The sequence below is a fragment of the Flagellimonas flava genome, from assembly GCF_050617915.1.
Lineage (GTDB): Bacteria > Bacteroidota > Bacteroidia > Flavobacteriales > Flavobacteriaceae > Flagellimonas > Flagellimonas flava_A.
Window position 1 is genome coordinate 277,215 of the sequence record NZ_JBODQE010000005.1, and the last position, 19,499, is coordinate 296,713.

Genomic DNA, 19,499 nt, shown 5'->3' on the forward strand with positions numbered 1-19,499 from the left:
CCTTGAGTGGGATAATTTTAAGGTCTATCCTATAGGTTTTTGAGCATTTTGGAAGTAAAAAATGTCTCCAAAAAAAGTGAGATGGCGTAGGGAACAAAAAATGCGGCAAACTCCAAGCCTGACATATCGCCGTCACTCTTGTACGCGGGGTAAAAAAGCAAGAAGAAAAAAACAAACTTGAGGAGGCTTCCACCCATGAACAAAAATCCAATCTGATTCTTCAACTTCTCCCTGAATTTATACAGCAAGAGGAAAATTACGGCGGCCAAAATTGCGTTGACCAAATAGGAAAGCACAATAAGGTTGTCAAAAAGAGGAAGGTTCCTCAACGACAGAATGCCTAAATGCACTCCAAAGGACAGGAGCAACAATAACAGAAGAAGTGCAATGAATTTGGTGGGCAAATTGAGATTGGGCATTAGTATTTTATCCGTTTTAGCTGTTGCAAAACTACCCAAATAGAAATTGCCACTCCCAATAAAGTGGCAATTACCGTGAAAATATTTTTTTCGTTCCCGTAATGGGCGTCCAGCCATTTCCCTCCCTTAACGGCAAGAAAAATTATGGCTCCCATTTCAAACGCAATGCCGGAAAGCATTGCGGCATTCTTAAAATTGTTCTTTTTTTTAGGAGACTTTTGCTGGTTCATTGGTCTTGTTGGGCTGCAGTTTGTGCGTTGAGGCCGCAGCTGGTGCCGAAGCTCCCTTGCCCATGGTACAAGCAGCATTAAATGTGGCTCCAGGTTCTACCGCCAACTTGGAAACACTCACCGTTCCCTCTATAATTGCAGATGCCTTAAGGGATAATAAATCATTTACTTGAAGTTCGCCATTGAATTTCCCTTCAATATCGGCATTTACACATTCTACTTTTCCTTTGATGTAGCCATCTTTTCCGATAACCACTTTTCCGGAAGTTTTTACGTTGCCTTCGAGTTTACCATCGATTCGAAAATCGGCCTCTGAAGTAATATCACCCTTAATTTTGGTGTTCTTTTCAATTCTGTTGGGTTGTCCTCCAAACTCGTTCATAGTTCTAGGTTTTTTGTTGTCTGAAAACATTGTTTTCTAGGGTTTTGGGGTTAAAATCTGCGCTTTGTACGCAGCTAAGTTTTTGTGTACTTGTATGATTTTATAATTATTGGATAAAACTACAAAATTCTCATCGTAGATGCGGTAGTCCCTGTTCTTTTTTATAAGCTCAGCATAGCCTAGGGCAAAGTCCTTTGACTTAAACCCGTGTACTACCACAAATTGATCCTCCAACGTATAAATATCCTTGGAAACCACATTTTTATAATTAAGGTCCTTGATGGATGCTTCCAATCGTTCCTTTAATTTCAACGCTTTTTCGTTGTCCTTTATTTTGAATGGGAAAACTACTTTCCAATTCCCAGCCCCTGTCGATCCCGTTTCAGGAGAAAATTCCTTGGTTTCCAATTTGGGCAGTTGTTCCGCAACCATGGCTTCGGCTTTTTTCCCTTCTGGATTGTTGGGATAGGTCAGCGCCACAAAATTCAGTGCTTCCTTGAACGACTCAAATCCCTGAAGTCGCCCAATGGCATTGGCCTTCAACATTTCAAATTTGGGAACAATGGGATCCCCTGTAAATTTATTGATGTAATCCTGGGTCAGGGTTATTACCTGAAGATATTCTTGCTGTTCGTACAATTTGAAAAGCGACGCATACCTAGCATCCGGACTATCCATATTTCCAGCCAGTACGGCTTGGGGATTCAATAGGATTTCGGCATACCTGGTATCAGGATGGTTTGTAATGATGTCCTGTTTCATGTTCAGGGCCAAAGGACTGCCCGTTTCCTCATATATTTTGTACAGATTGTATTTGGATGGAAGGATCAAACGTTCCTCTGGATTCAAAGCCAGCACTCTCTCCAGTTTTCCTGCAGCCAATAGGTTCTCCTTGAATTTTTCCTTATAGATCAACCCCAATTGATAGTTGGCAAAATTGCGTTCCCCCCAAAGACTATCGATCACCTTTTCATCCGTGGGTATCTGGCTCAAATAAAAATCCAATGAATATTTTTGTTCCTCCGAAATTGCTGTAGCAGGCTGACCATCCGCGGAAACAACTTCTCCAGTAGCTTCCGAAACCAGGGTTCTACTTTTATTGCTCCAGCGCCAATCGTCCTCCAAGGTACGATCGCCCCAACGGGTTCTAAAATCGTTTTTTCCGTAGCCCAAACTGGTAATGTTGTAAAAGTAGAACTTGCCCTTGTTTTCTTTTCCTCCCTTGGATTCAGCAAAGGTGGCAAAGCCAGCGGTTGTTCGTTCCAACTCCGCTTGGGCCGCTTCCTCATCCTTGCGTTTGAGCTCTGCAATGAGTTCTTCAAAATAAGCCTTGCGTTCTGCTTCGGGCATTTCATACAAAGTGATAACACTATCGGCGTGCTGTACAATGTCCTCGTACTTGATCACATCTTCCAAGTTGTCCAACTTCTTCTTGATCCGACGATGTTCCTTAGTGTTTACCACAAGGTTGGTCAGGGTGCTATCGTAATATGCTCCAGAAGTTTTGTAAGCGTCTTGATCAAAGTAGTAATCCCCCAAATCCTTATAATTGAGCGCATTTAATTTACGTTCCCCCGTATTGGCCCTCAAAGATTTGTTGAAATAGACAATGGCCAAGCTGTCGGATTGTGTGTTCAAATGGAACTGCGCAATCTCACGATAGATCTTGTCCAAAAAAGGGCGGTTTTCCCTATTCTCTTCCAGCTCGGTCAGATATTCTAATAATTCTTCCTGATTGGTATCCGTAATCTGCGTGTTCTGGATTTTCTTAAGATGGGCATTGATCATATAAACTCTTGGGGACTTCCTGTTCAATGCAATGACCTTATCAAAAGCATAGTTGGCGCTATCCTTGAATCCCAAACTGTTGTAAAGCTGTCCGATGATGAACAGGTATCTTCCTTTTTCAGCATTCTTTCTGGTGTAGGCCTGGGCTATTTTTAATTTTTGGATGGCCGTGTCCTTGGCCTTTAGGTTGATGTAGCACTGGGCCATCACCGCATTGGCATCGGCATGCTCCTGGTCTTTCAAACGCTCAAACTTGAACAGTCTTTCCAGATTCTTGATGGCCAGTTCAGGATTGTCCAAACGCATGTTGGTCTTCTCCCGCCAGATGGTGGCTTCGTTCAGCTTATCGCTTTCGGTATACTTTCTTAGAATGTAATTGAAAGATTCCAAAGCCGGAATGTAGCGTTGGTCAAAATATCGGGCCTTGCCCAACAAAAGAAAAGCCTCATCCGTTTGTGGATTGCGCTCTTCGTCCTTAATGTCCATGCTGTGCTTTTGGATGGCCTTGGTGGCCTTCTCCTCGGCAATGATAAAATTGGGGTTGTTGTCTTCAGAATCCAACTTCACCTCATCCGTCACTTCCAAGCGTTCCACTGGTAGGATTTCCCAGTAGTCATCACGGTAATTGGCGTTGAGTTCTTCCCTTCCTTGCTCAAAGGCAATGTTGCCGTTGTAAAGGGTGTTGTATTTGGTGTTTAGGGCGTGCCAATTGCGATTAAGGAACTTGTCCTTTTTTGTGGAACAGGAGTTAAAAAGCAATCCTCCGCAGACAATTGCGCCAAAAATGATATGTTGAAGCTTCAAAATTATCGATAATCGTGTCTAACCTTAACTGAAAAACATCCAGTTTATTATAAGGCTCATCGGTAAAATGCAATAATTTTTCTTCTTGGATTTTTTGCACACCCCTAACCCCTCTGGAGAGGGGAATTTAATCTTGGATATTTTGGAAAACCCTCCCTTCTAGAGAAGGGATAGATTTCGAGCTGCGAAATCAGGGATGTGTTGTTGAGAACTATGCCATACCTGTAACAAAACAGCAGAGATTACCAGGCCGACGATCGTTCAAAATTGGTCCTGCTCCTATTGTATTTTGACTTGTAGGCCACCGGGGAAAGTCCCACATATTTTTTAAAGACGGTACGAAACGCTTTTTGATCCGCATAACCCACCTGGTACATGATCTCATTCACATTTTGTTGGGTGGATTCCAAGCTGCGCTTTGCAGCCTCAATCTTCACTCTTTGAATGTATTCCAATGGGGTGTTCTGGGTAGCCTTTTTAAATCTTCGCACAAAATTGCGACTGCTGATTGCATATTTTTCTGCCAAACGTTCCACAGATATCTTGCTCTTCACATTATTTTCAATGTACTTCTGAGCTTCTTTTATGGCATCATCCTCGTGATCTTTTTGTGCTTGAAAAATTGCAAATTGGTTCTGGTCCTGCCGATCCATATCAATCTCAAAAAACTTGGAGAGATAAATAGCTGCAGGTCGGCCACAGTATTTTTCAACCAAATGGAGGATAAGGTTCAAAAAGGAAAAAGCTCCGCCACTTGTATAAATGCCATCTTCGTCGGTCACAATTTTGTTGGACACCAAGTTTACTTGTGGAAACATCTTTCTAAACATTTCCATTCCCGCCCAATGGGTAGCGCATTGCTTGCCGTCCACCAACCCTGTTTGAGCCAACAAAAAAGCGCCCATACACATGCTGGCCACTTCGGCATTGTTCTGGAGTCGCTGGTTAAGAATCCATGGAATAAAGTTCTTGTTCCTATCCAGGTCCTCATTCAATTTATCAGGTCTTAGGGCAGGAATAAGAATCAAGTCCGTTTTTTTGATATCAGCAATGGTGCTATCACAATGGATGCTAAAGAGGCCTTCGTACAATGTGTGGTCCTGGTCCAACCCCACCAAGTGCAGCTCAAAAAAATCGTTTTCCTGAATCCTGGTCTTCTTTAAAAACTGGTTGGCGGCCATCAATATTTTAAATGGGCCCACCACGCTGCTTAAAATGGCATTGCCCTTGGGCACCAATATACTTACATGTTTCATTATCAGCTTTTTTTGAACTATAAATGTAATGGGAATACTTGGCACAATCAACCCTTAAAAGTGTCATATTTACCCTTATAGGTGCATTTTCTCTTTTGTAGCTTTGGGATATGGAGTTGGAAAAATTCTTGGAAATACGGAATAAACTTTGCTTGCAAGAGGCTGATGTTACCGAGGGCAAAATGATGAGTTCACCTGCAATCCATTATAGGGGAAAAGTGTTTGCCTTCTTTTCCAAGCATGATAAAATGGTCTTTAAGCTTGGGAAATCATATCCGGCGGAGCAGCTCCAGGTTGAGCTGTCCGAATTCAACCCATTTAAAAATAAAGGGCCATTGACGGGCTGGTTCGAGCTTGATTTTGGCCATGAAGATAAATGGGAGCAACTTGCCACGAATGCCCTTGAACTCATTAAACAAAACTGACCATGGGAGTAAAAGGAGATAGATTATCAAAATTTTCTGTTTTAGCCACTGAGGAACTTGTGCAAAAGTTAGCTATGATCAGTGGTGTTTCAACCAAAAAAATGTTTGGGGGACATGGGGTGTTTCATGATGGCAAAATGTTTGGCATTGTGGACTCGAAAGGGGCGGTTTATTTTAAAGTAGATGAGAACATGGTATCCACCTATTTGGACAAAGGCAGCACCAAACATGGGAGAATGCCCTATTATTCCGTTCCGGAAACAATCTTAAATGACCTTGATGCGCTCAAAATCTGGGCGCAAAATTCCATTGAGCATTCAAAAAAATAGCTTTATGATAACTTCAGCATACAGTTCTTTTTTGAAAGAGCTGGCCAAGAACAACCATAAGGAATGGTTCCACGCCAATAAAAAACGGTATGAAAATGATGTCAAGAATCCCTTTTTGAATCTATTGGAAGAATTGATTCCTACCTTGACCGAATGGGATCATAGAATTCTTGCCGACCCCAAAAAGGCCATGTTCAGAATCAACAAGGATGTCCGGTTTTCCAAAGATAAAACGCCTTACCATACCTTACTAAAAGCGGGCTTCTCCCCAAATGGGAAAAAGTCCGTTTTACCAGGGTATTATTTGGGCATTGATGCGGAAAATATCCATGTAGGAGGTGGGCTTTTTATGCTTCGCCCGCCGGAGTTGAAGAAGGTAAGGGAGCATATTGCAGATAATCCCGAAACTTTGATGAATCTTCTCTCGGACACCTCCTTTACCCAAAACTTTGGGAAGCTTAAGGGTGAAAAAGCAAAGCGTTTGGATAAAGGTTTACTTCCCATAGCAGAAAAAACAGATTTGATCTATCACAAACAATTCTATGCAATGGCCGAGTTTCCTTTGGAGCCCTTTTATGGAAGTAGCCAACTACAGAATGAGATTTTATCCCATTTTGAAGCCATTAAACCTTTGAATACTTTTCTAGGCCAAGCATTGGATTGAAAACAAGTTTATTTATTAATCATAAAAACAGAAACAAAATGACAACACAAGAAGTAGCAGACAAACTAGTGGGCCTTTGTAGGGAAGGCAAATATGAGGAAGCTTATGGCCTCTATGCCAAAGATGCCGTGAGCGTAGAGATGCCTGGTGTACCCAACGAAAAAACCGAAGGACTGGACAACATTCTACAAGGTTTTGCCCAATGGGCGAGCAATATTGAGGAAGCCCATGGCGGAACAGTTGGTGATCCCATGGTAGTGGGCAACCACTTTGTAGTGCCCATGACCAGCGATGTAACTTTTAAACAAGGCGGCCGGATAAACATGGAAGAATTCTGTATGTACCAGGTAGAAAATGGGCAAATCACCAAAGCCCAGTTTTTTTACGATCCTTCTGTGATGGGGGGGTAAGAATAGTGTCAGTTCGAGCGCAGTCGAGAACTTTTTAAGCTTGATACTACTGAAATGAAAAGGCTCCGCTTTAAAAGCGGAGCCTTTTTTCGTACTGAAAACAGGATTGTGCTAAGACTTAAAGTTATTTGGCTAAGTCCATAACTCATCTTTGCCCGTTTATCTCACGACGATATCGTATGCTCTGGCATTAAAGTTACCATCTGTAAGCTCTTCTGTTACAATGTCGCCTTCTCCATCTCGCCACCAATATGTTGCCACATTTATGGTGCCATTTGTGCCGCTTCTTTCATATCCTGAGAAATACGCAATGTTGCCATGAACAAACACTGAATAGGAAATTGAATAATAGTCTTCTGTTGTTAGGTCAAATTTTTCCAAATCTTTCCAATATTTTGCCTTAGGGGTCCCTTGAGCTTCAAAGCCGGTTGTATAAACATTTTCTACGCCGGTAAAAATATCATAAGCCCGGGCGTTGTTATCCCCTTCTGTTAGGTTGATTCCTTGGCCAATAATCCACAATTTTGCCGTGCCAACATTGTTAGCGTCATTCTCATGTCCGCACATCCCAATTACATCATCTTCAATAGCAATTGATGAAATCTGTATATCATAATTGCCATTGGTTTGAGTATCAATCAGATTACCGTTCATCCACACTTTACCTTCTCTATAATTCCCATTTTTCTCGTAACCACTGGAATAAATATTATTATCACTGTCAATAGCAATACTAAGTGCTTCGGCATGGTTATTCCCATCTGTCAGGGCATATAGCTCATTCCCGTCTTGCCAAACCTTCGCAACCTGTACATTCTCATCATTCATTTCATAACCGACTGTAATTACATTACCATTAAGTAATGCTATATCATGTGCTTTGGCATCCGTATTTCCTCCTGTTAAACTAGTTTCTTGTCCATTTATCCAGTATTTAGCCTCAAGTTTGGAGCCATTGGACTCGTATCCAGAGGCATATATATCTCCTGTTGCGGAATCTACAAATCCAGCTAAGATTTCAGCATTGTTATTACCATTCGTCAGATAATCTGCAACACCATTTTTCCATACCACGGCCCTATTTTTTGATCCATCACTTTCCGCCCCAAAAGCAATAACATCATGTTTTACGGTTATCACACGATTTGTTGAAGCATTATCCACGGTCACGGTTATCTCCGCTTCCCCAGGTGAAATTGCAGTTACCTGTCCTTCTTCATCCACAGTTGCTACTTCTTCATTATCCGAAATCCATGCCGCTGCGCCAGTACTTTCAACCTCTGCTTCAATGGTAAGCTCTAAGTCCACCGTATCATGTCTAAAAAGCTCAATTTCTTTGGGTGTTATTTCCAGTGAATTTACAGGCCCATCTGCCACAGTTATGACACATTCTGCGGTTACTCCATTAATGGAAGCAGTAATGGTGGCAGTTCCCAATGTCAAAGGGGTCACCTCTCCATTCTCGTCTACAGTAGCTACATCCGTATCGCTGCTATTCCAGTTAATGGTTGGGTTATCTACGTTTGTAGTGGCCTCCAAAGTTTCTATATAATGTTCGTAAGGATAAAGGGTCAACGTGGTTTTGTTCAAGGATAGGGTGGTATTTCCATCCCCTGTGGTCACCTCAAAATCATCTTCGCTGGTATCGGAACCCCCTGTAGTAGTCACCTTGATCTTACCAGTAGTGGCATTTGCAGGCACTTCACCTGTCAGTTTGGTGGTATTGGCACCGCTTAGGGTGACAGCGGTTCCGTTTAAGGTCACTGTATTTTCAGCAATGGAGGCACCAAAGTTGGTGCCATTAATAATCAGGGTGGAACCAACAGGTCCACTTTCCGTATGGCTTACAATATTCGGGGCTTTGGCCTCTGGTGCATTTGGCCCATCATCTTTGCCACAGGCCAGTACTATTAAAATCATTGATAGGGCCGCAGCGGCCCATTGCGCAATTCTTTTCATCATTTGGGTTTTTATGGTTAAACCATAAAGTAAAATGATGACAGCCAAGTGGGAAGCGCCCAATTGACGGATGCCCTATATGAATTGATGGATGGGGGTTTGGAGTTGATACAGTTTTTTCGAGACCGTCAATTTGAGTGTCCCGAACTTTATTCGGAATGTATCGAGAACAACACACCCCTGCCCCTCTCGAGAGGGGAATTTAAATTGAATATTTTTAAAACCCCTCCCTTCTTGAGAAGGGAAAGATTTCGGAAACGAAATCAGGGATGTGTTTTTACGTTCATACTTAAAAAGTTGAAAACACTCCCAACTCATCTAGAATGGCAAACCAATTACCCCCCAAAGAAAGTTTCCAGTTCTTGAAGGGTTTCTTTAGAGGTCTGGATATCTTTTACAATTTCTCCCTTGTTCAAAACCACAATACGTTCACAGACTTCTGTTACATGGGCAAGATCGTGACTGGAAATCAATACGGTAACGCCTTCTTTCGCCGCTAGTTCCTTAATGATGGCCTTGAGCCGAATTTGCGTAGTGGGATCCAAATTGGCAAAGGGTTCGTCCAAAATCACCACTTCCGGGTTGCCAATAAAGGATGCAACAATGCCTGCTTTTTTCTGGTTTCCTTTGGATAGATCCCGTAAATATTTCTTTTGCCCCAGAATCTCCCCATGGAAAAAGTCTTCAAAAGAGGCCAACAGCTTATCCACATCGGCTTTGTTTCTTCCGCGTAGGTCGCCTATAAAATAGAAGTATTCCTCTGGTGTCAAATATCCTATTAAAAAGGACTCGTCTATAAAGGCTGAGGTGAACGGCTTCCAATCCTCGCTAGTGTTGATCTGAATCCCATTGTTTTCCACATGCCCCGTAGTGGGTTGGATCAAATCCAACAACAGACTAAAAAAGGTGGTCTTCCCCGCCCCATTGTTCCCGACCAAGCCAAAGCTCTGTCCTTTGGGTATATCCAGGGATTCTATATTCAATACTAGCTGAGATCCGTATTTTTTGGTGAGGTTTTGTGCAGTTATCATAATGATAAAGTATCAAGTTCTGTATTAAAATTCAAGCTCAAAAATCAAGTTCAAGTTCAATCTTTTTTTTACCCAAGTCTATTCGAGCCATTCGTAAAATTCGTGTCAAACTATTAAAGGTGTCATTCGTGAAACCTGCCTACCGGCAGACAGGTTCGTTTCAAACCACAACACGTAATAGTTTTACCCTTCCTTTTCTTTAAAGCCGGCTATCATCCCATATTTTTTCTTTCGATAGCGTTCCGTGATGGCATCCAGGAGTTTACTTTTCAGCGCAAATCCCACAATTCCCAAAACGGAAAGTGTAATCACAGCCGCTTCCAAAGAAATAAGAAAATACACCCCGGTAAAAATCAAAATAGGGAGTCCTAAGACCGGCAGAATAATCAAAAACTGCGTAGCACTGGTGCCTTGCATATTCCCCAATGGACTCTTGTCCAAATCGATTCGTTTTTTATTGAACGACCCAAAAAATAGGATAACCGGAATGTTCACGCCGAGGTTGTAAAGTGCGCTCCCAAAATTAATCGCCAGGGCATCCCATCCAAAATATACATAGGGAATGGTCAACAGAAACATGACCACCACACTGACCGATATCAAACTAGCCTTGGATTCCAAATATTTACGAAGGGGAATGTTCTGGGACATCATCATACTGTAATAGGAGCTATCCCAAGCCGGGATGAACTGTCCAAAATTGGTCAGGAAAATGCCTGTCATAAAAATGCCCAAGAATGCCAGCATGGGCATCATATTGGCAAACTCTTCCTGCGAATAAAAAATCAAGCCGTAAAAAACAAAGAGCAGGGAGATAACTACTTGGGCTTTGGTTCTCTTGTTGCGCCAGATCATTTTAAGGTCCAATTGTAAAAAAGGCGCCATATCCCCAAAGCGTTTGGTCCAAGCCAAATCCGAAGTCTTTGCTTCCTTGGATTTGGTCTTGAGCGAAGCATCCAAAAATATACGGTTCCTTAAATATCTGTAGTTGACGTAGTAGGTAATTGCAGCCAGGGTAAGCGGTATCAAAACCGTAATGGGATATTGGTACAATCCATGAAATAGCGGCCCAAAAAATTCCCTGACAGGAAGCAGTTGAAAATAGTCAAGCCCATAAAGGCTCAACAAAATTCCGCCGATGATCATCAAGGCCTTGTCACTCTTGTTTACTATAAAATTCAGGTAGTTGATGCACAGCACCAAAGCCATAATGGACACCAGCCATAGGCCTACATTCAATCCAGGATATCCATAAAAGAGAAGTACTATTCCAAAGGGAACAAAGAGGAACAGTGCCATGAGATTATATACTGAAACTGCTGATTTCCCTAAAATGTAATGGGTTATCGTACTTTTTTTGATGGGCATGGATAGCAGGGGTTTGACATCCATTACTGGAAGTTTTTGCATAAAATATCGGAAGAAGAGCTCCACCAAAATCCAGTATATCATAAACTGGCTCAGCATCCACATTGGATTTTGATCCGGGAAAATTTTTCGAAGGACAAAGTAGAGCACAACCCCCAAACCAACCAGGGCAGACAACAAATAAAGTCCAAAAAAGATCATCACAATTTTTAGAGCCAACCCCTTTCCGAAAGAAGAGGACCGAAAAAAGGATTTCCACTGCAGCTGGATAAAACGTTTAAACATGGTTGGAGGTTTATCGATTGGTTAGTAGCCCATTCCACCCATTTGTTACAAAAAGTACTCTTTTTTCAAAATTGGCACTCCAGAATAGCCCGAATCCGTAGTTTTGCACAAAAATTGATTACAATGAGCGAATTCCATGCTTTGAAAATAGCTTCGACTGAAGCATTGACCCCAAATTCGGTTGCACTTACTTTTGAAATAACACCTGACCTAAAAGATACATTTTCCTTTACCGCCGGTCAATATATCACGCTAAAACATGTGGTGAACGGAGCCGAGGTCCGACGAGCCTACTCCATTTCCTCTTCCCCATCATCAGGCCAAATCACTGTGGGGATTAAGAAAGTACCTAACGGTACATTTTCTGTTTATGCCAATGAGCAATTAAAGGCTGGGGATGTATTGGAAGTAATGGTGCCAGAGGGTCGATTTGTGTTTGAACCAAATTCTTCTCCAAAAAATGTTGCTGCCTTTGCTGCGGGTAGTGGTATTACCCCAATCATGAGCATCGCCCAAACTGTTTTGGAATCCCACCCAGAAAGCACATTTGTGCTGGTCTTTGGAAACCAGACCCCAGGAGAGACCATGTATTTAAAGGATTTGGAAGAATTACACACAAAATATTCCGATAGGTTTTTTATTCAAAATGTATACAGTCGTTCCCAGGAGGAAGGTGCCCTGTTTGGAAGGATTGAAACCTCAACAGTCAACTTTATTATCAAAAACAAGTTCAAGGAAACGACTTTTGATGCCTTTTACCTCTGCGGCCCAGAGGAGATGATCAATACGGTATCGGACACTTTGAAAAACAATGGGGTTTCTAAAGATAAAATTCTCTTTGAGCTATTTACCGCCTCAGAGTCCGAAGATACCTTGGCCGAAAACTTGGACGGAAAAACCCAGGTAGAAGTAGTCGTGGACGATGAGACCTTTTCTTTCGCCATGGATAAAAAGAGTCTTGTACTCGATGCCGTATTGAAGGAAAAAATAGATGCTCCTTATTCCTGTCAGGGTGGGGTTTGTAGCAGCTGTATTGCCCGTATCACGGAAGGAAAGGCGGAGATGGTGAAAAATCAAATCCTAACTGACGGGGAAGTTGCCGAAGGGCTGATCCTAACCTGCCAAGCACATCCTTTGACGCCCACTTTAAAGGTGGATTATGATGATGTATAAGTAAAAGGTGCTAAAGGTTAAGGGTTAAGAGCTTGCGGGCTTATTATGGAACCGGTTTCAATTCGATAAATTGGTGAAACCTGCCTGCCGACAGGCAGATCCGTGTCAGGCTAATTTGGAACGCTTGATAGTTCTAACGCCCTGCTTCCATGTTCATATCCGATATTAAAGGCCTTTTCTATCCCTTTTTTGTCCAATACCCCAATACCTTCCAGCTCTTTGGGCTCTATACTGATATCACATTCCAACAATTTCCGATGACTGGAGGCATAAATCATCAGGCCAGTTACCCTTCCTGCCAATAAAATGGAATTTCGGATGGCCCTTTTATCAATTTCATCTGCAATGGAAACATTACTGCCAATGATGAAATCCGCCTTATCATCCACATATTCCTTTGGGAAGTTGTTCATGACCCCGCCATCCGCGTAAAAGGTCTTTTCAATTTCTATTGGACTAAAAACTGGCGGCAAGGCGGCCGAAGCCAACAGCGGCCTAATCAATTCTCCTGTAGAAAAAACCTTTTCTTCTCCTTTAAGGAGGTCGGTTGCGACTACAAACAATGGAATTCGCAATGCCTCAAAAGAATCCTCAGGAAAATAGCCTTTAAAAATCTTGAAATAACGTTCAGTGTCAATAAAACCAGGCTTGTTGATGGCAAAAAAATCGTACTTGAACAAGGGAGTCTCCTTAAAAAACTGCAACATCTCATCAATGGAATTCCCGTTGGCATAGAGCGCTCCCACCAAAGCTCCAACACTCGAACCTGCAACTAGCTGTGCCTGAACACCTTTTTCTCCCATAGCCTTGAGCAGACCAATATGGGCCATGCCTCGGATTCCACCTCCAGATAGCACAAGTCCTACAGATTTTGCATCAGAAATTACTTTGTTCATAGATTCAAGATTTTAGGCTCTATAAAATTAGCCTCCATTAGGGAAAAATCCAGTTTTTACCTGAAAATTTATGAGATTGTTACAGACTGACGAGTCGGTTTGAAACCCAAATTTGGATCGTTTGTGCATTTTATCGAAATGTCATCGATTTTAATCTGGACTTTTTTGAGCGTGCCTTTTTCGTTGACCGACTGGGGAGTCGGTTTGTTAAAATTTGGAAAAAGCGGCATAAATTGTAAACTGAAAACCCATTTTTCGACCTAAATTGAAGCCTAGATTGTTGTAAGTTTACTTGTATTTAAGCTGTTTTGATCAAAGAACATGCAAAACATACCGCCATTTTGCTCTTCGCCAATTCCGCCGAAGAGGATAGTCGCGCAAAAAAATTACATGTGGACAGCGGTTTGTTGGAGTCCCTCAACCAACACGCTTTAAAGGTTATTGAGGCCACTGATCTTCCCCATTTTCATTTTTCAGAAAAGGAACAGGTAGGACATTCCTTCGGTGAACGCTTTGCAAATGCCATTCAGGCCATATTTGATAAAGGTTATCTCAACGTTATTGCCATTGGAAATGACAGCCCCCATCTTGGAAAACGTCATATTCAAAAAGCCGCAACACTACTTTTGCAAAAGAAAGTGGTTCTGGGCCCGTCATTGGATGGTGGGTTTTACCTTTTCGGAATTACAAGGGAACATTTTGACGCCCATGGGTTGGAATCCCTTCCCTGGCAGACCTCGTTCTTATATCAAGACACCCTTGCTTATTTTGATACCGTTGCTTGCCAAACGGCTACATTGGAAACCTTGTCGGATATCGATACTGTAAAAGATATTAAACGGCTTACCAATTATATTAAATCCCTGGGGAGCAAATGGATGATACTGTTTTCCAAATTACTCTCCCAAAGGATGCAGTTTTCCCAACGAATGGAAATTGCTCCTGAAATCCTTGTTCAACAAACTCCATACAACAAAGGATCTCCTTTCTGTTTTGCTTAACACTCCTGACTCTTGAACCTATCCACAGGTTTTTATCCTTTTAATTTATTTGAAATAGTGCTTTAGCGTTATTTCCATTTACAACCAAAAAAAGCAAAACACATGGCAAATTCATATTACGATCCCGCGGACTTACGGAAGTTTGGAAAAATCACCGAATGGAGCGAGGAATTGGGCAACAAATTTTTTGATTACTACGGAAAAGTCTTTGAGGAAGGCGCACTCAGTGCCCGTGAAAAATCCTTGATCGCCCTTGCAGTGGCACACGTGGTCAAATGCCCATATTGCATTGATGCCTATACCAAAGATGGGCTACAGCGAGGAATCACCAAAGAGGAAATGATGGAAGCGGTACACGCCGGAGCCGCTATTGAAAGTGGCGCTACCCTAGTGCACGGGGTGCAAATGATGAACAAGTACAACAAATTATCCATGTAAGCATGGACGCGCTGCGCTCTTGGATGTTAGACCGCTTCGCTTCAAGAAACTAGACCAAATAATTGAGTTTACACAAATGGAACAAAGCATATTACCTCAAATAAAAAAGGCGGCCAAAAAATCCCTTAAAGCCAGGGAAAATGAGCTTGCGGAAACCAACAAGCAATTGGAAATCCTGAATGGGGGAGTTTTCGCCGACGGGGAGCTTCCTTATTTTAAGGATAAGATTGCGGAGATTGGACATTTTCCACTGCGCCCCAATAAGCTGGAAATTTTGCAGATCAATGTGGGATACATGTGCAACCAAGTTTGTGAACACTGCCATGTGGATGCCGGGCCTGATCGCAAGGAGATCATGACGCGCGAAACCATGGAGCTGTGTTTGGAAGTCATCAGAAATACAGGTGCCCATACCTTGGATCTTACTGGGGGAGCCCCTGAAATGAATCCGAATTTTAGATGGTTTGTTGAGGAAGCGGCCAAAGCGGGTATCCAGGATTTTATTGTGCGTAGTAACCTCACCATTATACGAGCCAACAAGAAGTATTATGACCTCCCTGAATTCTTTAAAAAACACAATGTGCATGTGGTTTCCTCTATGCCGCATTATACCAGAGGCAAAACGGACAAACAGCGAGGGGATGGGGTTTTTGACAAGTCCATCAAAGCTTTGCAGGAACTAAACGCTGTGGGCTATGGCATGCCGGGAAGTGATTTGCGATTGGATTTGGTCTACAATCCTTCGGGCGCTTTTTTACCTGGCGATCAAATGGCCATGGAGCGCGACTTTAAAAAGGCTCTGGATGAAGATTTTGGAATCCAGTTCCATAATCTGTTTGCCATCACCAATCTGCCCATATCCCGTTTCTTGGATTATTTGATTGCATCGGACAACTATGAGGACTATATGTATGCTTTGGTTGAGGCCTATAATCCCTCAGCAGTTTCCAATGTGATGTGTACCAATACCATTTCCGTAAGTTGGGATGGCTGGCTGTACGACTGTGACTTTAACCAAATGCTGGAACTAAAAGTAGCCAGTAAGGTGAAGCACATTAAAGACTACAACGAGGATTTGCTAAACGACCGGAATATTGTGATATCCCAACATTGTTATGGCTGTACGGCAGGAGCAGGGAGTAGTTGCCAGGGTACAGTGGCTTAATCCAACGACATATGTGGAACTTATTATTGTTCCAAAAAGTAATCCCAAGCTGCTTTGGAAATGTCCGCTATAATTTTCTCGTTGGCCTCAAGGCTTTCGGATGATTCTGTGACAAAGACGCTAATGGTAAAATGCTCCCCGTTAGGTAAAAAAACAATTCCGATGTTGTTTACTGCAGCGGTTATTCCTGTTTCCTTATGTTTTCCCGACCAACCTGTTTTATGCGCCACTATGGTTTCCTCAGGTAGGTGTCCCCTTAATCGTTTCTTTCCTGTTTTGGTTCCTTTCATTATGTCCCAGATAAAATCATAGCTTTCTTGGGAAAGCAAGTTGTTGTTGTTCTCATAAAATGCTGCCAACATCCTGTTGGCTTCTTTTGGGGTTGTCCAGTTTAAGAACTGTAGATCCCAATTGCCCTGCATGACTTCTTCATTTATCTTAACCGCAAAATCGGTAAAGCCCAGTTTGGAAAAATATCTTTCAACGGCCTGTGGTTCGCCAAGTAATCTTAACAGCGCATCGCAACCCACATTATCGCTCAAAGCGACCGTGTACTCTATAATTTCATCTATGGCGATGGAGCCCCCTTTGGGGTACTTTTTTCGGAGTGGACTCCACAGACCTGGCAATAATTGGCTTTTCTTGATGTCGATTTTTTGGTCTAGGGAGAGATTGCCTTTATCAACTTCTGCTAAAATGGTCAACGCAATTGGAAACTTGAACACGCTTTGCATGGGAAAGTGCCTTTGGCCATTGATGCTCAAGGTGTCTTTACCATCCATCCCATTGATGGCCACCCCAACAATTGCATTCTTGGAATTTATGATGCCCTCTATTTGATGTCTTAAGGTTTCCATTTTTTGCGAATAGGTATGGGCGGAAACCATTAAGAAGGCAAAGATTGTTGCAAGCGTGTGTTTTAGCATTATTGATTCTTTGTTTATGGTGTTATTTAAAAAAATCTTCATTCTTTCCACTAAAGTGGACACCTTTTAGGGAAAAGAATTGAAATTTCGATTATACATTGTTGCACGCTGGCTCTTTTTTATTACAAATGGTTAAATACGAATTTTAAAATCTGCTTTTTCACATTTATTTCCGCTTCAATCGGTTCCATTCCGTCGTCTAAGTCCATAAATTCAAATCCAGATTCAGTCCGAAACCAACTTCCTCGATATTTAGTCTTTTTTAGTGAATCGGTTGCTACTTTGAAAAACTGCAGGTTCTCATTTCCAGCAATCTGATATCTGCCTCTTTCACTTTTGAATCTACTTAACTCATCAAAATATGGTTCAGTTTCAATTTGTTTTATAATTCGTTCAAGCTCGTCTTTATTCAGTTTGATATTAAGCTCCAATGTATAGTCACTTTCAAAACCATTATGAGAGACATCTTTATCCTTTAAAACTTCATATTTTTCTCCAAGGTCAATATTCAATTCATTTTCAAGTAGGATTATCCGCCTTTCTTGATTTGAACAAGAACCAAGCAAACCAATAAGAATTAAAACCTTAAAAATGCTTTTCATTGAGTTTTCAAGTCTATTTTAGATTTATTTCGTATCCCTTCCCCCGATCGCAACAATCTTCTCCGCACATATGCTTTGGGTAAGCTCCTTTAACTGCCTAACCTTATCCGCAAGGTATTCCAGTTCGGTTTTGGTGATCTGGTACTCGTCCATTTTGTAGCGGGCATCTATGTAGGCGCGCTTTAGGAGTTCAAAACGATGTTTTTCCTCATCTGTGGTTTTGGGGAAAACGGCAAAACGTTGGTTGCACATTTCTACTTTTATGCCCAGGGTCTCCAGATTGTGGTCTTTGGGGCGGTAATCCGTAAAGACAAGCAAAATGGTGGTATAAAAACGTTCGGTGGCTTGGTGTAAATTAAACGCCGCCTCATAAATAAGGTTTTCTTGAAAACTGAACTTGAAAACCTTGAGCGCATCAGAACCTTTTTCAAACCATTGGTCAAAATAGTCCTGGGCTTTTTGGCGGTACTGCTCCGCAGTAAGTTTTTTGGGGTTGGCCAGTTTAAATTTTTCGGAATTGTAGAGCACTACGCCCTCCTCTTTAATGTCCTTAAAAAAGTAATTGCCCATGGCCAAAGAGGCGTTCAGTTGTTTTATGCCATGGAAGATGAGACTTACCGTTGTGGTGACCTTCCCTGTAGCAACCAGCCCGGCCTTGATCTTGTCCTCTATCCTGAATTTTTGTTTAAGGTCTTCGTGGGTGAGCACTACAAGGATGTCAAAATCGCTGCGGTATTCGTAGGTGATGCCCTTTTCCACATACTGGTCTTCTACCCAATTGCCCCGCGCATAGCTGCCAAAGAGGATGACCATTTCCACCTCCTTAAAAGCGGAAAGCTGCTGCGCCAGCTGCTGCAGTTCTTCCTGTTTGGATTTAGGTAGGTGGTTAAGCTTTTCTTTCACAAATGCAAGGTAAGGGATTCTTGGGTTTTGGGGATGTTATGCGTTAATATTGGTTAGGTAGTATTTGAAACGATTACTTAGTAGGTAGAGTCGGCTACTTTTTATTACTTAATTCATGTCCACTTACAATACTCTCAAAGATTTTTCTAGAATTTTCTGTTTTAAAAAATGAGTTCAAGAATAAATCATCAAGAATTATAGGGTTCTGTCCTTGTTTTGTCGTTCTTCTGAAAATCACCTCCGATTCAACTTTATCTTCAGTTTCAATTTTTCGGCAAATTTCTTCCGCTTTTTCAATAAGTCTGTCATTTGTATTGTCATATAATCTAATTCCAGAAGCTGGGAAAATACAATCTTCAAAGACACTTTTCCCATATAAACTAACATTGTCAAAAGTCATATCGGCCAAATGGCAATTGCTAAACACCGTTTCATTGTTTTTTACTTTTGGATGTTTGTCATTGAGTATTGCATTTTTCATTAATCCAGACAATCTGCAATCATAAAAATGTTGCCCTGTGAATAGGTCAGTTCCTATAAATTGACAACTCTCAAATCGACAATTGAAATATTTACTTGGCTTACCAAGAGAACTATATTTTCCGTAAAACTTGCAATCAATAAAAACACAATCTGTATACTTAGATTCTAATCCTAAATAACAATTTTTGAAATGAACGTTTTTAAAAACTACCTTTTTTACTTCCGCTTTCATTACGGTAAGCTCTTCAAATAGAATATTTACAAATTCTTTTCCTTCAATTCTACCCTTCCATTCTATTTTGTGTTTTTTGATTCTACCCATTTTGTCAATTTGCAGCTAACGTTTGAGATATCCCTTGTTAAAATAAGAGCTAAGTGAAGTTCGGGAATTTTTGGGTGAAATTCCTGCCTAAATTGAAGGATATAATATTTGGATGGCTGTTTTTAATCCCAAAAAAGAATCCCTTAAACCGACCCAACGGTCGGTTCCTTTTTTTCATCTTTCCAGATTTGGGGCCTTTTTGGTCACTTCACCGATTTTTCTTACAAATACGTCCTTGAT

At 41.6% G+C, this 19,499-nt stretch carries 21 protein-coding genes; 8 read left to right on the forward strand and 13 right to left on the reverse strand.

Annotated elements, in window-relative coordinates; translation table 11 throughout:
- Window positions 1-29: 29 nt before the first annotated feature.
- From ACRHOZ_RS14575 to ACRHOZ_RS14595, 5 genes are all read right to left on the reverse strand, one after another.
- Window positions 30-419, reverse strand: coding sequence for a DUF6168 family protein (locus ACRHOZ_RS14575; RefSeq protein ID WP_431126873.1), 390 nt, complete (start codon window positions 417-419; stop codon window positions 30-32).
- Window positions 419-649, reverse strand: coding sequence for an AtpZ/AtpI family protein (locus ACRHOZ_RS14580; RefSeq protein WP_420401473.1), 231 nt, complete (start codon window positions 647-649; stop codon window positions 419-421). Before ACRHOZ_RS14580 ends, ACRHOZ_RS14575 begins: the two co-directional genes overlap by 1 nt.
- Complete coding sequence (locus ACRHOZ_RS14585) at window positions 627-1,061, reverse strand: bactofilin family protein (RefSeq protein WP_422349646.1); 435 nt, start codon at window positions 1,059-1,061, stop codon at window positions 627-629. The genes ACRHOZ_RS14580 and ACRHOZ_RS14585 overlap by 23 nt, the downstream gene beginning before the upstream one ends.
- Window positions 1,062-1,067: 6 nt before the next feature.
- Window positions 1,068-3,623 (reverse strand): tetratricopeptide repeat protein, encoded by a 2,556-nt coding sequence (locus tag ACRHOZ_RS14590; RefSeq protein ID WP_431126876.1) that lies wholly within the window; start codon window positions 3,621-3,623, stop codon window positions 1,068-1,070.
- 242 nt (window positions 3,624-3,865) lie between these two features.
- Window positions 3,866-4,879 (reverse strand): GlxA family transcriptional regulator, encoded by a 1,014-nt coding sequence (locus tag ACRHOZ_RS14595; protein ID WP_431126877.1) that lies wholly within the window; start codon window positions 4,877-4,879, stop codon window positions 3,866-3,868.
- Window positions 4,880-4,989: 110 nt separating this feature from the next.
- Here ACRHOZ_RS14595 and ACRHOZ_RS14600 point away from each other — a divergent pair, with 110 nt between their 5' ends.
- Genes ACRHOZ_RS14600 through ACRHOZ_RS14615 form a run of 4 tightly spaced genes read left to right on the forward strand, consistent with a single transcriptional unit; the run spans window position 4,990 to window position 6,707 of the window.
- Complete coding sequence (locus ACRHOZ_RS14600; protein ID WP_431126879.1) at window positions 4,990-5,304, forward strand: hypothetical protein; 315 nt, start codon at window positions 4,990-4,992, stop codon at window positions 5,302-5,304.
- Between the two features lie 2 nt (window positions 5,305-5,306).
- Complete coding sequence (locus tag ACRHOZ_RS14605) at window positions 5,307-5,633, forward strand: TfoX/Sxy family protein (RefSeq protein ID WP_431126881.1); 327 nt, start codon at window positions 5,307-5,309, stop codon at window positions 5,631-5,633.
- A 4-nt stretch (window positions 5,634-5,637) separates the two neighbouring features.
- Window positions 5,638-6,297, forward strand: a complete 660-nt coding sequence (locus ACRHOZ_RS14610) for a DUF2461 domain-containing protein (protein WP_431126882.1) — start codon at window positions 5,638-5,640, stop codon at window positions 6,295-6,297.
- Between the two features lie 38 nt (window positions 6,298-6,335).
- A complete protein-coding gene (locus tag ACRHOZ_RS14615; RefSeq protein WP_431126883.1) occupies window positions 6,336-6,707 on the forward strand; it encodes a SnoaL-like domain-containing protein in 372 nt (123 codons plus the stop codon).
- 159 nt (window positions 6,708-6,866) lie between these two features.
- Here ACRHOZ_RS14615 and ACRHOZ_RS14620 read toward each other — a convergent pair whose 3' ends face one another.
- From ACRHOZ_RS14620 to ACRHOZ_RS14630, 3 genes are all read right to left on the reverse strand, one after another.
- Window positions 6,867-8,669 (reverse strand): Ig-like domain-containing protein, encoded by a 1,803-nt coding sequence (locus ACRHOZ_RS14620; RefSeq protein ID WP_431126885.1) that lies wholly within the window; start codon window positions 8,667-8,669, stop codon window positions 6,867-6,869.
- A 332-nt stretch (window positions 8,670-9,001) separates the two neighbouring features.
- Entirely contained in the window at window positions 9,002-9,697 is a 696-nt protein-coding gene (locus tag ACRHOZ_RS14625) for an ABC transporter ATP-binding protein (protein WP_431126887.1), read from the reverse strand.
- A gap of 183 nt (window positions 9,698-9,880) precedes the next feature.
- Window positions 9,881-11,350, reverse strand: coding sequence for a DUF5687 family protein (locus ACRHOZ_RS14630; protein ID WP_431126889.1), 1,470 nt, complete (start codon window positions 11,348-11,350; stop codon window positions 9,881-9,883).
- Window positions 11,351-11,473: 123 nt separating this feature from the next.
- Between ACRHOZ_RS14630 and ACRHOZ_RS14635 the strand changes: the two genes are divergently transcribed.
- Window positions 11,474-12,523: an FAD-binding oxidoreductase gene (locus tag ACRHOZ_RS14635; RefSeq protein WP_431126891.1), complete on the forward strand. Its 1,050-nt coding sequence runs from the start codon at window positions 11,474-11,476 to the stop codon at window positions 12,521-12,523.
- 110 nt (window positions 12,524-12,633) lie between these two features.
- Here ACRHOZ_RS14635 and ACRHOZ_RS14640 read toward each other — a convergent pair whose 3' ends face one another.
- Complete coding sequence (locus ACRHOZ_RS14640; protein ID WP_431126893.1) at window positions 12,634-13,419, reverse strand: patatin-like phospholipase family protein; 786 nt, start codon at window positions 13,417-13,419, stop codon at window positions 12,634-12,636.
- Between the two features lie 308 nt (window positions 13,420-13,727).
- Here ACRHOZ_RS14640 and ACRHOZ_RS14645 point away from each other — a divergent pair, with 308 nt between their 5' ends.
- From ACRHOZ_RS14645 to arsS, 3 genes are all read left to right on the forward strand, one after another.
- Window positions 13,728-14,420, forward strand: coding sequence for a TIGR04282 family arsenosugar biosynthesis glycosyltransferase (locus tag ACRHOZ_RS14645; protein WP_431126895.1), 693 nt, complete (start codon window positions 13,728-13,730; stop codon window positions 14,418-14,420).
- A gap of 102 nt (window positions 14,421-14,522) precedes the next feature.
- Window positions 14,523-14,858: an arsenosugar biosynthesis-associated peroxidase-like protein gene (locus ACRHOZ_RS14650; RefSeq protein ID WP_055397919.1), complete on the forward strand. Its 336-nt coding sequence runs from the start codon at window positions 14,523-14,525 to the stop codon at window positions 14,856-14,858.
- A 76-nt stretch (window positions 14,859-14,934) separates the two neighbouring features.
- Window positions 14,935-16,023 (forward strand): arsenosugar biosynthesis radical SAM (seleno)protein ArsS, encoded by a 1,089-nt coding sequence (gene arsS / locus ACRHOZ_RS14655; RefSeq protein WP_431126897.1) that lies wholly within the window; start codon window positions 14,935-14,937, stop codon window positions 16,021-16,023.
- Between the two features lie 23 nt (window positions 16,024-16,046).
- On the opposite strand, the gene bla is transcribed toward arsS, so the two are convergent.
- The 4 genes from bla to ACRHOZ_RS14675 form a co-directional block, all read right to left on the reverse strand.
- Complete coding sequence (gene bla / locus ACRHOZ_RS14660) at window positions 16,047-16,949, reverse strand: class A beta-lactamase, subclass A2 (protein WP_431126899.1); 903 nt, start codon at window positions 16,947-16,949, stop codon at window positions 16,047-16,049.
- 122 nt (window positions 16,950-17,071) lie between these two features.
- The gene (locus ACRHOZ_RS14665) at window positions 17,072-17,551 is read right to left on the reverse strand and encodes a hypothetical protein (protein ID WP_431126901.1); all 480 of its coding nucleotides are present in this window, start codon (window positions 17,549-17,551) and stop codon (window positions 17,072-17,074) included.
- 24 nt (window positions 17,552-17,575) lie between these two features.
- Window positions 17,576-18,454: a HEPN domain-containing protein gene (locus ACRHOZ_RS14670; RefSeq protein WP_431126903.1), complete on the reverse strand. Its 879-nt coding sequence runs from the start codon at window positions 18,452-18,454 to the stop codon at window positions 17,576-17,578.
- Between the two features lie 94 nt (window positions 18,455-18,548).
- Window positions 18,549-19,259 carry a hypothetical protein gene (locus tag ACRHOZ_RS14675; protein ID WP_431126905.1) on the reverse strand — a complete coding sequence of 237 codons (711 nt, stop codon included), beginning with the start codon at window positions 19,257-19,259 and terminating at the stop codon, window positions 18,549-18,551.
- Window positions 19,260-19,499 lie beyond the last annotated feature (240 nt).

Coding starts and splice junctions, on each gene's coding strand:
- arsS (WP_431126897.1), top strand. CDS start 14,935: ATGGAACAAAGCATATTACCTCAAATAAAAAAGGCGGCCAAAAAATCC.
- ACRHOZ_RS14615 (WP_431126883.1), top strand. CDS start 6,336: ATGACAACACAAGAAGTAGCAGACAAACTAGTGGGCCTTTGTAGGGAA.
- ACRHOZ_RS14610 (WP_431126882.1), top strand. CDS start 5,638: ATGATAACTTCAGCATACAGTTCTTTTTTGAAAGAGCTGGCCAAGAAC.
- ACRHOZ_RS14575 (WP_431126873.1), bottom strand. CDS start 419: ATGCCCAATCTCAATTTGCCCACCAAATTCATTGCACTTCTTCTGTTA.
- ACRHOZ_RS14630 (WP_431126889.1), bottom strand. CDS start 11,350: ATGTTTAAACGTTTTATCCAGCTGCAGTGGAAATCCTTTTTTCGGTCC.
- ACRHOZ_RS14650 (WP_055397919.1), top strand. CDS start 14,523: ATGGCAAATTCATATTACGATCCCGCGGACTTACGGAAGTTTGGAAAA.
- ACRHOZ_RS14625 (WP_431126887.1), bottom strand. CDS start 9,697: ATGATAACTGCACAAAACCTCACCAAAAAATACGGATCTCAGCTAGTA.
- ACRHOZ_RS14595 (WP_431126877.1), bottom strand. CDS start 4,879: ATGAAACATGTAAGTATATTGGTGCCCAAGGGCAATGCCATTTTAAGC.
- ACRHOZ_RS14585 (WP_422349646.1), bottom strand. CDS start 1,061: ATGTTTTCAGACAACAAAAAACCTAGAACTATGAACGAGTTTGGAGGA.
- ACRHOZ_RS14620 (WP_431126885.1), bottom strand. CDS start 8,669: ATGATGAAAAGAATTGCGCAATGGGCCGCTGCGGCCCTATCAATGATT.
- ACRHOZ_RS14580 (WP_420401473.1), bottom strand. CDS start 649: ATGAACCAGCAAAAGTCTCCTAAAAAAAAGAACAATTTTAAGAATGCC.
- ACRHOZ_RS14665 (WP_431126901.1), bottom strand. CDS start 17,551: ATGAAAAGCATTTTTAAGGTTTTAATTCTTATTGGTTTGCTTGGTTCT.
- ACRHOZ_RS14640 (WP_431126893.1), bottom strand. CDS start 13,419: ATGAACAAAGTAATTTCTGATGCAAAATCTGTAGGACTTGTGCTATCT.
- ACRHOZ_RS14675 (WP_431126905.1), bottom strand. CDS start 19,259: ATGGGTAGAATCAAAAAACACAAAATAGAATGGAAGGGTAGAATTGAA.
- bla (WP_431126899.1), bottom strand. CDS start 16,949: ATGCTAAAACACACGCTTGCAACAATCTTTGCCTTCTTAATGGTTTCC.
- ACRHOZ_RS14600 (WP_431126879.1), top strand. CDS start 4,990: ATGGAGTTGGAAAAATTCTTGGAAATACGGAATAAACTTTGCTTGCAA.
- ACRHOZ_RS14605 (WP_431126881.1), top strand. CDS start 5,307: ATGGGAGTAAAAGGAGATAGATTATCAAAATTTTCTGTTTTAGCCACT.
- ACRHOZ_RS14635 (WP_431126891.1), top strand. CDS start 11,474: ATGAGCGAATTCCATGCTTTGAAAATAGCTTCGACTGAAGCATTGACC.